Annotated in this window: 11 protein-coding genes and 1 pseudogene; 5 read left to right on the top strand and 7 right to left on the bottom strand. The window is 41.8% G+C overall.

Features of this window, described 5'->3' with window-relative positions; translation table 11 throughout:
* Positions 1-2: 2 nt before the first annotated feature.
* Positions 3-2,192, bottom strand: a complete 2,190-nt coding sequence (gene pstS / locus NGAR_RS18330) for a phosphate ABC transporter substrate-binding protein PstS (RefSeq protein ID WP_015018464.1) — start codon at positions 2,190-2,192, stop codon at positions 3-5.
* A 212-nt stretch (positions 2,193-2,404) separates the two neighbouring features.
* On the opposite strand from pstS, the gene NGAR_RS04460 reads away from it, so the two are divergent.
* Together NGAR_RS04460 and NGAR_RS04455 are read left to right on the top strand one after the other, a co-directional pair.
* On the top strand, positions 2,405-2,665 hold the full coding sequence (locus NGAR_RS04460; RefSeq protein ID WP_148680981.1) for a hypothetical protein: 261 nt from the start codon (positions 2,405-2,407) through the stop codon (positions 2,663-2,665).
* A 179-nt stretch (positions 2,666-2,844) separates the two neighbouring features.
* Positions 2,845-3,207: a hypothetical protein gene (locus tag NGAR_RS04455; RefSeq protein ID WP_148680980.1), complete on the top strand. Its 363-nt coding sequence runs from the start codon at positions 2,845-2,847 to the stop codon at positions 3,205-3,207.
* A 274-nt stretch (positions 3,208-3,481) separates the two neighbouring features.
* On the opposite strand, the gene dps is transcribed toward NGAR_RS04455, so the two are convergent.
* Positions 3,482-4,090: a DNA protection during starvation protein gene (gene dps / locus NGAR_RS04450; RefSeq protein WP_015018461.1), complete on the bottom strand. Its 609-nt coding sequence runs from the start codon at positions 4,088-4,090 to the stop codon at positions 3,482-3,484.
* 1,931 nt (positions 4,091-6,021) lie between these two features.
* Here dps and NGAR_RS04445 point away from each other — a divergent pair.
* Positions 6,022-6,558 carry a hypothetical protein gene (locus NGAR_RS04445; RefSeq protein ID WP_015018459.1) on the top strand — a complete coding sequence of 179 codons (537 nt, stop codon included), beginning with the start codon at positions 6,022-6,024 and terminating at the stop codon, positions 6,556-6,558.
* A gap of 64 nt (positions 6,559-6,622) precedes the next feature.
* Here NGAR_RS04445 and NGAR_RS17205 read toward each other — a convergent pair whose 3' ends face one another.
* From NGAR_RS17205 to NGAR_RS04430, 4 genes and pseudogenes are all read right to left on the bottom strand, one after another.
* Positions 6,623-6,841, bottom strand: coding sequence for a hypothetical protein (locus tag NGAR_RS17205; protein WP_187147749.1), 219 nt, complete (start codon positions 6,839-6,841; stop codon positions 6,623-6,625).
* A gap of 142 nt (positions 6,842-6,983) precedes the next feature.
* A complete protein-coding gene (locus NGAR_RS04440; protein ID WP_015018456.1) occupies positions 6,984-7,307 on the bottom strand; it encodes a hypothetical protein in 324 nt (107 codons plus the stop codon).
* Positions 7,308-7,592: 285 nt separating this feature from the next.
* Positions 7,593-7,985 (bottom strand): annotated as a pseudogene (locus NGAR_RS04435) (RNA-guided endonuclease InsQ/TnpB family protein); the annotation flags it as partial.
* 193 nt (positions 7,986-8,178) lie between these two features.
* Positions 8,179-8,496 (bottom strand): hypothetical protein, encoded by a 318-nt coding sequence (locus NGAR_RS04430; RefSeq protein WP_015018454.1) that lies wholly within the window; start codon positions 8,494-8,496, stop codon positions 8,179-8,181.
* A 786-nt stretch (positions 8,497-9,282) separates the two neighbouring features.
* Between NGAR_RS04430 and NGAR_RS04425 the strand changes: the two genes are divergently transcribed.
* Together NGAR_RS04425 and NGAR_RS04420 are read left to right on the top strand one after the other, a co-directional pair.
* A complete protein-coding gene (locus NGAR_RS04425) occupies positions 9,283-11,109 on the top strand; it encodes a sensor histidine kinase (RefSeq protein ID WP_148680979.1) in 1,827 nt (608 codons plus the stop codon).
* Positions 11,110-11,490: 381 nt separating this feature from the next.
* Entirely contained in the window at positions 11,491-12,213 is a 723-nt protein-coding gene (locus NGAR_RS04420; protein WP_015018452.1) for a hypothetical protein, read from the top strand.
* Positions 12,214-12,447: 234 nt separating this feature from the next.
* Here the strand turns inward: NGAR_RS04420 and NGAR_RS04415 are convergent, their stop codons facing one another.
* The gene (locus NGAR_RS04415; RefSeq protein ID WP_228369342.1) at positions 12,448-12,585 is read right to left on the bottom strand and encodes a PEFG-CTERM sorting domain-containing protein; all 138 of its coding nucleotides are present in this window, start codon (positions 12,583-12,585) and stop codon (positions 12,448-12,450) included.
* Positions 12,586-12,609: the final 24 nt, after the last annotated feature.

Raw genomic sequence — 12,609 nt, 5'->3', positions numbered from 1 at the left:
TATTATTCATGCACCCTTTCAATCTTCTGAATGCGACTGACCATTAGCCGTGCTCCTATGTTTATCACAATCGTAAGCAGGAATAGTACTGCTCCAAGACCTATTAGAGCTGAAGTATGGAAAGATGTAACAGCTTCATTAAACTCATTTGCAATAAGGCTAGCCAGCGTCTGACTTGGAGAGAATAGCGTATTAGGAATGGCGGCCAATCCAATTGCGTTTCCAATAACCATTGTTACTAGCATGGTCTCGCCCACAGCTCTCCCAAGCCCAAGTATCGAAGCGCCAAAGAGTCCAGATCTGGCGTATGGAAATACTGCCATCCTTAGAGTCTCCCACCTTGTTGCGCCAAGGCTATATGCGGCCTCCCGCTGGCTATTTGGCACCGCTCTCATTACTTCTCTGGATATTGAAGAGACTGTAGGGATGATCATTACCGCAAGAACAATTCCTGCTGTAAAAATATCAAGACCAAATGGCGTCCTTGCGAATAAGGGGATTGATCCACCGAATGCGTTGTATAATGGCAACTCAATCAAATCTCTGACCCAGAACCTAAAAACGAATAACGCCCATAACCCGTAGATGATGCTTGGCACAGCAGCCAGCAGTTCTATTACAAAAGAAAGTGGCGCGGTTAATTTGCGAGGGGCCATATCAGAGATAAACATTGCTATCCCAAGGCTTATCGGAACACCAATTGCCATGGCGATTGCAGAGCTAGCAAGCGTGCCTATGATATAGGGTAATGCGCCATATGATTCTCTTCCCTCGACAGCATTCCAATCAGTGCCTACTATGAAGTTAAAACCTTCTCTGACGAATGCTTCGGATGACCCTGCAAACGTGGCGATCGCAACAAGCACAATCAAGAAGAGCGTATATCCTGCTGTAGCTACGGCAATAAAGCGAAAGACCCGATCGCCGCGCGGTGATCCCTTTACAAGAAAAGATGAAATATCTTTTCTACTTGTTATCGATCCAAAGCGACTTTTTCTTCTTCGATATGTGATATATACAGCAGAAGTTACTACAGCAGTAGTAACACCGGCAAGAGCAGCAAGTTCCAGACGCTGATCAATCTGACCTGCTCCTGCTTGTCCACCGGCTGCTACTACTATTGGCTGCCCATTAAAAGTGAGGGAAGAAATAGTTTCTTGGTTGAGCTTTACTACAGACTCTGGTAGGGGTACATATCCCAGATCATCTGCATACTGTTGACCGTCTGTTATAGCCCACAACAGAAAATTAACCAATGTCTCGGCTTTTCTATGATCTATACTAGGGTTATCTGTCAATTCCTTATATAGCAGAATGTAGGAAAAGCTTGCAATAGGATATGAATTGGCGCCGGGGGCATCTGTAGTAGAAACCTCCTCCCATGATTCGTCTCCCTTTGGTAAGCTGGTAGCAGAGGATTCTATTGCGGCCTGTATTGTTTCAAAGGACGGTTCTACAAAGACACCTTCTCTATTCTGCAAAAAGGCGTATGGCATACCAGTTGATAGTGCATAAGAAAGCTCGATGTAACCAATTGTGAACAGATTACCTTTGATCGCATTGGCCACGCCTTCATTTCCGGGAGCACCTATCCCCCTCGGCCATTGAATAGATTTGCCTGTGCCGATTTTGTCGTGCCACTCCCGACTTACTTTTGAGAGATAATCTGTCCATACAAATGTGGTGCCGGAGCCGTCTGACCTATGCACCACAATTATTTCCCTGTCAGGCAACGAAATATCTGAATTTAGAGATTGAATCTGCGGGTCGTTCCATTTGCGTATATTGCCCAGAAAAATATCTGCAATTACAGGCCCTGTAAGCTTCAAACCCTTCTCCGGAACACTAGGTAAATTATAAGACACAACAATGGATCCTATTGTTTCAGGTATGTGGACTGCATTTTGAGCTCTTTCCAGCTCAGATGAAGAGAGTGGAGCATCCGACGCCCCAAAATCGACCGTCTTTTCCAAAAATTGTTTTACTCCTCCGCCGCTACCAATTGATTGGTAATTGATATTTACACTGGGCTCAACTGATTGGTACTGTGTACGCCACGTATCTATTAGCGGATATGGAAATGTAGCGCCAGCACCATTTATTGTTACAGGATTTTGTGCAAAAACGGTCAAAACAGGAGGGACAAGCAGGACGATCGCGGTTATTGCTAATAATGCCGCTCTCTTGCGCATCTAACGCACGTTAAAACGAATGTTATTCTCTTAACGGTTGCCCTCATAATTACCATAGTCTATATAGTTTATCTATTTCTTGTCGCTAGACATTTCAGTGAACTACTATCGGACTTGTCCGATAGTAGTTCACTTAACCCAGATCTAAGAGACAGACTCACACCAGAAGAGGAAAAATAATCATAAGGAGGAAGGTGGGGTGTATAGCAAGATTGGCAAAGCGCAAACCTGTGCTATTCGTTGACGACAGTTCTGAGTCGCAGGAGGCAATATTGCTGTTTGATAAATCAGGGATCGAATATGTCAAATACCACATCAAAAAATTTGAGGAGAGCTGCTGCGGCGAGCTTCCTACGACAAAGGCGCCATCTGTCTTTGCACCAGACGGAGTTTTCAAAGGAATGGAAGGTGTAAGGCAATATCTCTCTGAAAAGCACGATTATGAAAAGCCAAGTGAAAGCGCCTACTGGTAGTAGGAAGAAGGGATGGATGGGAGAGAGGGTCAAAAACCACATAAATACGAGATCGACGCTACAACAAGATGTGTACTACTACCATGCTTGAGCAGAATAATATTAGTAGCAATAGTATGATCTCTTTTGAGCAGATAGCCCCACGATGGTCGAAGAGACTTCAGCACTTTCCTCCCCCGTTGTTTTCTGCAAACAACATATCATGGGGACTACAGATAGCATTTGCAGACACGTGCGTCGTTGGAGAGGCACACGGTTTTTCAGGAGAATACGTACAGGAATGCAGTGAGTGCAGGCAGATAGGCTTCGAGCTTGTCAGCAGCTATTTCACGCGTTCAGCCGAGAGGATGCATAGAAATATCGAGCTCTTCACCCTGCATTGGAACAAATGCCATTATCATCATCTTCTTGACAATACCAAGAAGAATAGGAGGAGGCGACAGCAGCAGAAGCAGAAGAGAAAGGAGCTCGTCATTCAACCAGAAGAAGAAGGAAAAGACACACTGCCAATCATTCCGATAACAACAGTAATGACGTCATAAGAAGAACATGTGTGCGCACGTACACATACATAGGAAGATTCCTTTGTGAAGACAGTATTATCGTCGCGGCATCTAGCTCGCCCCAAAAAGATCTTCAATAGAGAAAAAGAAAGGAGATCTCACCTCCCTCCACGAGGGCCTCACTCTTTTTCTTTCTTTCACAATAACAACCACACCCGTTTTTTCTATGACTGGAAAAAGATGTTGCTTTTGTTTTTTTTTTTGTTTTGCCAGAAGGAAAAAAAGAGTGGGTCGTAAAAAAAGAAATGGCGCACTAAAGGTGAATTAGGCTCCCCTGTGCGCCTGTGTGCGGCGACTGGCCAGCAAACTTTCTCCTAAAGTGCCCAGATGGCCTCTTTGACAAAAGTTCTATAAACCATGCTTCATGCTCGACCTCTTCTTGCATTATCCTCTGGGCAATATCGTATGTCCTTGGGTCCTTGCCTGCTGTCATGTCACATACTTCGCCCCACGAGCGGATGGCACACTGCTCTGCTGCCAAGAGCACTTTTAATATTGAATTGATGTCCTCCCAGTTTTCTGGCAGGTATGCATCTGGGCACCCTGCCTGGTCAGCAAACTTCCTTATATCGCGTGGAAGTGCGCCTCCAAGCTCGTACAGGCGTGGGACCATAGCTTCAAAGTGGTTCCTGTCCTCTATCCTGGCATCTTCCACTATTTCTTTTATGCCCTCACCTTCAAGCCCAGTGCAGTGCATCCTCAAGATAGTATAGTAGTAATAGGTCGTGAACTCTGCACCAACTCCGGCGGTGATAAGTTTTATCAGCTTGTCAACGTCAACACCGTTCTTTTTCAAAACTTCGATTGCAACGATGTTTGGATGTGGTTTTGATGTTTTTGCATAATCTATGTCATCAGTCATGCAAGCAATAATTCCCGGTAAATATTAAAGGCTTTTGCTGACTAGCTGTTTGTGAATATGTATGTATGTGTGTATGTGCGCACATGTGTGTGCATGCGAGCGGCTAAGTATTATTACTGCTGCGGCTGTCGCGTCTCGTCTTTTCAAACGAATTTCGCCATTTTGCTTCTTCCACGGAGTCTCCCTGAAGATCTCATAGTTCTGATAACTTGGCTGGAGATCGGCTTGATTTTACTAAGAGATAGAAATGGTTGTCATCATCTCTCTTAAAATCACTAGCACAAAAAGAACTCTTTTTGTATATATATGCGTATTTTATGTCCTTCCGCCCCAAATTAAGGGCTGTAAAAGGTATAGCTCAATCGATATCGCGCAAGTCTCTTCCTTAGTTAGACTCACTCTGGGGCCACTTTGAATCTGCGCTATCTGTTTCTTCAGCTTCTGACTCCACGCCATGATTGATAAATAATACCACATTATATGCCCATCAAGAACACGATCTCACTGCAATTTCAAGAAGAGCAAAAAACCACAATGTATTCCATCAATTAATTCTTTTACGTTATGATATATTTAGCAGATTGTTTTTGTTGCGTAATTCAAGCTCCAAAGGCTCTCTCTCTTGCTGTATTATTTTATAGTAATAACATCATATACACATAGAGTCAGACGGTAAAAATCGATTCTAAAAGCTCCTTGGTCTTGTAAAAAGCTCGGCAAACTGTACATCGCCATCCTTCAACCTCTGCAAATGTTACCTTCCTACGATGTTTCTCCAGGAGGCTTTGGCATTGAGGGCAGCTAAGCATGGTGATTGATGTGAATGCATTGCTGCATATCATAATTAAAAACCGGAATGGTACGAAATTCTAGCTCGTCAATTCTTTTTTCACCTAATAGCACGCCAAAAATCAATAATCACTGTATGCAAAGAGCGGAAGAAAAAAGATCAAGGGCAACCAGGCAATCATCATTAAAAGCTAGAAGGTGACGACTGGACATTGCTGCTCTTGGCAACTTATCTTTCAGAAGTGAGAATGTATAAAACGAGAATGGTTGTAAGGAATCAAAAGATCGGCTAGCATACATGGTAAAATCCGCAATGGTGACATTTTCCATAACAAAAAATGGAAAACAACCACCTTTTGTTGTTGTTAGAGCTGAAATTGCGACTATAAATGAATGCACAGTGAGTGCATTATGATGCCCATGGCAGCCGTGCTGCGCTTTGGTTAGGATAGCAATTCTTTTTGTACATACAAATAGCAATGGCAGATGATTATTATTATTTATTCTAGTGAGAGAAATCTGTTACGACGATAGACTGAACATACATTTTTTTCTTATTGATCTATCCCACCATCTGTTTTCTTGATTTTAAGAAGGACGCAGACAGAAGAAGATAGCAAAGGTTCAAGAATAGGAGTTGTGCCCTTACCAAAAGCAGCCACATATGGTTGAATTACCTTCTAATAACAACAATATATGCGCATCATGCAGAAAGTGTATTGGACTGACACATATATCACTAAAAGAATGTCGCTTCTGTAAAACACCCTTTCCAATAGAGAAATAACCAAGATCCCACCACTGAGTAGTCCCTCTTCACTTTAGGAGAGCGATAGAGTCTATATTTGAAGTTTTGAACATATCATCCGTATCTGGCCTAGCTATGTGTGCCACTCGCATGGTATGGAGGATAGATACATGCCATATTAAAGTTCGATATTTGGCTTATTCCAATGATATCCAAAACTCGCGGTGCAGCTTTCTCAACGTAGTAGAGGTTGTCGTGCATATAGCTTCTTTATGCAACCCCGGACATACAACAATAATAATGATCATGAGAGAATGAGGGCTGTTCGATCGTAACTTGATAGTGCAAAAGCAGCAAAAAATGTTTTTTAGATGCCTTTTGGATAGTTCTGATCGTGTCTGAAGAGGATGAACGGCGTTTAACCCAAGCAGATAGCGACATAAATGAAAAAGAAGAAGAAGAACATCTAGAAAAAGATGGTGCAGTTGCTGAAGCGAATGAAGAAGGGCAAGAATCTATACAAGCAGGTGTTACAGAGGAAGGAGAACAGCAGCAAGAAGCGGCCGCAGCAGCAACTACTACTACAACGATGTCGCCTGAGCACACTTTACTCCTTCAGGTGCTTAGGCGGGCAAAGCGTCAGCAGGATCTGATCACCCAAATTCAAAAGAGCTTAAAAACACTGGCAAGCATTGAAAAGAGCATAGGTAAAGCAACAGAGCAGGTAAGACTGTTGCAATCCGCCATCAGAGACTCTCAAAGACAAATTACACAAATTCAGCATCAAGTTGCGGCGCTTGAAAAAGCACAGGCAAAAGGCTTCCAAAAGATTGCCAAGCAAAAAAGAGTAGCAGTAGGAGGAGGAGGCATGAAAAGAGCATCTTCTGCCACTACCAAGAGAAAGAAAAGAGGCATGTCCAAGAGGAAGTGACAGTTATAGCTAGCAGCTAACTTGAAGAGTGAAATATTTTTACTCTTCGTCTTGGATATTATTATCAGTCGTTGTTGTTGTCTTCCTTCTTCTTTCTTCCCCTCCTCCTTATCCTCATTCTCTTAAGAACAATAATCTTTTCAGGAAGAAGAGGAATAGCTGTCTTGCTGTTTATTCTCAATTGGCCGCTTCTTCTATCGCTGCCATATATACAATGATGGCTCTGAATCGCCAGTAGGCTTGAATTCAATTTTTCTAGAAGTATAGAATTTTCCTTCTTCAATCTGCCAAAGCTCTGTATCCCAATTTTCTTTAATGCTTTGACCAGTTGCAGTTCCTGACATCCTCTCCGCCCTGAAGGGCTTGAGGTTCCTTGTTACTTCCAGCGGTCACGTCTCCAATATCAGTTTTTGCTGCAACAATACTCAAAAGTCTGCCCTTCTCATCTTGGAGCCGCACCTAGGACATGATCCACCTTTGAACCTCTGTCCACAGGCCATGCAGACATAATTAACGCCGCCTCCACCACTACCAGCGCCAAATATACCACCAAAACCTCCTGCCATACCCATACCCATTCGCCGCATCTGGCGCCTGCGCATATAATAGTTCATTGCAATGAAAACTCCAATTATAGCTACCAGTGATATGGGAAATGGTAGAAGGAAAGATAATGTGAGACTTATGGCAATAGAAATGCCTATCCACATCATCTGCACAGAAAGGAATCTTTTTGTGTCAGGGTTCATTATTATTGCTGTCTTCCTCCTTAGAAGGATCCCACTTACAAATGTAAAAGTGTTATGTTAGGAAATTTTTAGTCAATTGATTTAGCGGCAATAAAAGCTAAGCAAAGCATGCAAGGTCACAACCTATCCATCTATGCAGATATGGGGTAGGAATTTATCGAAGTAGCCAAAGTCTCAAAAAAAATACAATTGCCAAAACTACAAGGCTGTGGGAAATGAACGACCCACCAGCGTGTACAACCACGCCCAATCCAGAGAGCATCCAATCGTGAACTACCCACGTCTTTAGACGTGGGCTTCTTCCTGCTTCAACGACTCCTTTGGAATCTCCACAGGCGTGTAACTTCCCGGCGTTCCACCGGTATTAGTAGCAACAACAGTGATTTCAATCCTCGCTTGAGGATGTTATAAGAGAAGCATTGTAGTCCCTGTCAAGTATTGCACCACACTTTGTACAAACATGAATACGTACTGCAAGTGACTTTGGTACTGGGTGTCCGCACCTTGAGCAGTTAATCGATGTGTATGATGGCTCTACCTCTACTACTACCCTGTTAGCTTTGTACTGCAGCATCTGCTTGAATGTAGAGACCAGCTAGCATCCAGTATCTTCCTTGCAAGCCTGTGGTTTTTAGTCAAGTTCAATACTTTCAATCGTTCTAGAAATATAAAAGAAAAAAATCTTTCCGAGCTTGTTGTTTGAGCAGTCAGTCTCCACTCTTGGATCCACTTTTAGAACCATTATCGGCACAAAAACCACGGTGCTCCGCCTCTGCTGTTACTATGTCACTATTTTTAGAATCTGCGCCATTTTATAGCGATGTATAATATTATATTTATCTCGCCCTCCGTGCCGCGCATGTCTTCTTCTTCAGTTTATTACTCTGCACTTTTTTATTGATGGTTGCGACATAACCACTACCGCCACCATATACACGCACACGTAGATTGAAAGCCCCGGTTCTCTATTTCTTCTTGTAATAGTCATCAAAATAATTTCTTTTTGCTCAGCGCTTTTTACGATCAAATCCTTTAGCCTGTTCTGCAGATTCAGCGCAACAGATCTTAATCTTTTTGTAGCTTCTGCAGGTGTTTGCTGCTCTGATAGAAGACATGTATGAGGCCTGACATAGTTGTTGTATATGTGATAGCCATCAATGAAAAATCGAAGCTGATTTATCGTTGCCAAGACCGCGCTTTAACTCTTAATTACCAACCTTATCTTATTGCGGTACCTTTCAATCGATCTGTTTTGAAAGCTATCGTTAAACAAAAACCATCATCAATAGAGGTTTTTCTGCATATAACATAGGTAGTAGATCGTTGAAGAAAAGCTGGATCAAGGCACATGCTTCTTTTATGGCGAACCCGCTAAAACAGATATTGGCTAGAGCTCAGTCTCATGGCTGCCAGTACAGAATATGGTTGGCGGATGGTGTATGTGTGTGTATACATGCATGCCATAAATGCAGCATTGAAAAAAAATATTTTGTTTGTAAATCACGGTAATCTTGCGCAAATGGTCGTGTGTCTTTTTTAGCATCACCCTAATTCAATACTCTATCTCTCTATCTCTTTTAACAGCAAAATTTTGTTTCATCGATTTCTCATAGGTGTCCGATTTAAAGTCCTAGTAATTAGATGGAGGAGATCTACATCAATTTCCTTGGTGAAATTATGGCCCATCTCCTGCCAAGTTACCTGCACCTCAGCTGGAGTAACTGCAAAGGTGAAGTGCAAGCATTCGTCCGAAATCAATACTCATTCCTTAAGAATTTATTAGAAGATTCTTGCTACCTGATTTATAGGATAGTCTTGTGAAATCTAGAACGTTTTGAATTCTCAATTACGGTCCTATAGTGGACTATTATCTAGGAATAACATTGCACTGCTTGGCATTGTAGTGGCAGTGGCAGTGATATTATCGGCTTCATCATTCCAATACTATTCATCCAATGCAGATCGAATTGCGAAAATGGCTGCAGATGACATTAGGCTAAATGCCAAAATTGAAGCTCACGACCTTTCTGGAATAGTTGAAAACAAATTAGCCAAGGTTGTTGCTGTTTTGAACACGCTGACCGCCTCAAAGAATATACAAAGCCTCGATGTTGAAGGTGGAAAAGACCTCATCAACCAAAGCCAGCAATCCACCGCCGATATAACAGAGGGCTATTTCTGGCTCGATAAAGATGGCACAACCGTGTGGAACAGCATATTTGCGACAAATCAAACTCTTCAGGAAGAGTACGGAAAGCTAAATCTTAATTTCAGAGCGTATTTTATTGAGCCAAAGGAGACGGGCCAGCCATACTATAGTAGCGTGGTAGAATCTCTAGACGGCATACCAAGGATCTATTTCTCCATGCCAGTATTAAGCGACGAAGACAAGTCATTCAAAGGTGTGTTAGTTGCGGCCATCAAATCTACAACTCTTGCAGAGCAGGTGAAGCAGGAATTATTTCCTGGGATCGAAAGTAGGGTCAGTCTAATCGACAGGAATGGAGTCTTTATGTACAACGCAAATACCTCTTGGATCGGCAGGACTATCTACGGTGAGGAAGTACGGACAGAAATTGAGAGAAGTCTTTCTCTCGACTCTACCCAGATATCCAAAATTTATAATGAAATACTGCAGGGCAAATCTGGTTCTGTTGACGCAGTGGCAACCTCCACTCAGATCATGACTACTATTGCATACCAGCCCGTCTTTCTCTATAACCAGCAGGATCGTGATGATCATCATCATCTTTTCACAGTAATCATTTCTATTCCGCACATATTGGCAGAAGATGTGGTGTTGTTGATAGACCAGCAGAGGATATACAGCACAGTTATAGTCACAGGAATTGGGATAATAGCAATTGGAATCGCAATTGTGGTTTTGATGTGGAACAAGAAACTAAGAGAAGTCGTCAGTAAAAGAACCGCTGAACTGAGAGAGGCAAACGAACAACTCAAGATCCGAGAGGATTTGCAAAAGGAATTTATCAATATAGCAGCTCATGAGTTGCGAACTCCAATACAACCAATACTTGGCTTGGCAGATATCAAGGAGTTGCAACTGCAAGATGACAGAAAAGGAGGAGGAGAAGAAATCAAGATAACGAAAGACGAAATGAACATAATCATTCGTAATGCAAAGCGTTTGGAAAAACTTTCATCGGATATTCTTGAAATAGCAAGAATAGAAAGTGGCAACTTGCGTCTGAACCTCCAAGAATTTGATCTGAATAATGATGTAATAATGCCACTAGTAAAAGATCTTCAGAATTCTATGAACGGCAAGGATTTGAAGATTAACCTTTCTATTCAAGGCGGCAAGAAGATGCCAGTGAAAGGAGATGTGAACAGGATTACGCAAGCTCTGTGGAACCTGCTAGATAATGCTCTAAAGTTTACCGATAAAGGATCTATCTCAATTATCGCAAAGAAAGAAAATGACTACATTGTGATAACTGTTAAGGATACTGGCAGCGGCATTAATTCTAAAATCCTTCCCAGATTATTTACAAGATTCGCCACCATGTCTGAAAAGGGCACAGGAATTGGTCTGTATATTTCTAAAAAGATCGTAGAGGCGCATGGCGGAAAAATCTCTGGACAGAATAACGAAGACGGACCTGGAGCATCCTTTTCAATTTCTCTTCCTATGTATTATAATAATAATGGTGATGGTGATGATGATGGCGGCGGCAAGAAAGAAGGAGAAGAAGAATACCTACGTTTTAGAGAGAAGGAAGAGGAGCAGGTTCGAGCAAAAACTTGGCCGGACATAAGCAGCATGAGGATTTTTTCATGATATGCAATTTCAACAACAATAACGCCACGCCATGTGCATTTAAGTTATAATATATATATGTATATGTATACCAGAGTGTTATTCGCCCCTTTCCACGTCGTACGTTTTTTCGATGCTGGTAACTTGGCAGGAGACGAGCTTATTTTTACTGTGGGATTTTTGGTTCTGATCTCCCTTTAAGTTACCAGAACTGTAAAGTAAAACCTTCTTTATTTCAGCGAGAGAGAGAACGAGTCTTTTGTTTGGTCAGAAGAGTATTTAAAAATGTAGATTGCCCTGAGCCAGTCATTTAGTACTCTATGACGCTAAATTCATCGAAAGCATAATTTTAGAACTTGAATGATGATCTCGTTAGATATTATGTGATATTTTGTCATTTATGTGGTTTTAGAAGTTCTTGTATTCATGCTTTCTTTGAATTGTACTGAAGATTTTGAGTCAAACTACTGGGAGGGCTTTGATAGTGCAATGATAGATGAATGGAACATCATCATGACAACTACAAGCTGCTATCAGTTGGATGAGTTCCCATCTGATTTCTCGGATTATAGAGATCTTAAGGAAGAGGCAATAATAGCGGCAGCAGTTGCGGCTGCTCAAGAAAATAATAATAATAATGATGATGTGGATGACACCGATAATAATATGATGTCTTCAGATATTATTACTATTGTTCATCACCCAGTTGATTTTACGACTTACTTTGACAAGTTGTTGTTGTTTCTCTCGAACCATAGCACAAATGACAATGACGACTCTGAGGAACAGCAAAAGGAACGGCAAAAACAACAACAGGTGGTGTTCATTACCCAATATTCAAAAGCAGTATTTCAAATAGAGAATGCAGCTGGTGTGTCCTATCCTAGTGAGAACATCGCCTTTGTGAGAAGCGACCTTTTTTATACTACCAAAAGCCTGAGCCATGAGATTTTGCATCTTGTTCTTGAAGAAGAAGGATATCCAAAGGGTTGCTATATCGATAAGGTGCATGAGAACCATTTTAAACCTAGTCTCAAGAAGGTGGCAAAAGATGATGAGGATAATGATAATAATTACATGAGATCAGCCTACTATTACCAAATAATCGCAAGGTTCGACTGCTAAAAGCAGTGGGGGGAGAGAGAGAGGAACAACAAATATTGCGTATGTATATACTGTCATCATATGGATTCTGAAATTATTATCGCGACACTGAACTAAAGACTGGCGGAATTAGTAGAACACATATGGCAACATACCTTTTGGTGATAATATAATAATAGACTGTAGATAATAATAACCAAAAGAAGAAGAATAAGAATAAGAAAAAGAGGACACGAGTTTTTTCCCGTTCTTTCCTTACAGTCGTCCTCTAAAGCTGCTGAATCTATTGTTTCTAGTGGCGTACCTCGCAGTGGCTATGATGATTCCAACGATCGACAGAGCCAGTATGATTGCAGCTATTCCGCCAAACTCTGGTACTGCAAAAGTACCCAGAATTTGAATCTCCTCGGTTCCTGC

It is taken from the genome of Candidatus Nitrososphaera gargensis Ga9.2 (assembly GCF_000303155.1).
GTDB classification, from domain to species: domain Archaea; phylum Thermoproteota; class Nitrososphaeria; order Nitrososphaerales; family Nitrososphaeraceae; genus Nitrososphaera; species Nitrososphaera gargensis.
The sequence above is the reverse complement of the archived record's forward strand: the minus strand, read 5'-3'. Positions and strand labels throughout refer to the sequence as shown.

Bases quoted from the DNA above. Each gene is read 5' to 3' on its own strand.
- NGAR_RS04425 (WP_148680979.1), top strand. From the start codon at position 9,283: ATGGCTGCAGATGACATTAGGCTAAATGCCAAAATTGAAGCTCACGAC.
- pstS (WP_015018464.1), bottom strand. From the start codon at position 2,192: ATGCGCAAGAGAGCGGCATTATTAGCAATAACCGCGATCGTCCTGCTT.
- dps (WP_015018461.1), bottom strand. From the start codon at position 4,090: ATGACTGATGACATAGATTATGCAAAAACATCAAAACCACATCCAAAC.
- NGAR_RS04440 (WP_015018456.1), bottom strand. From the start codon at position 7,307: ATGAACCCTGACACAAAAAGATTCCTTTCTGTGCAGATGATGTGGATA.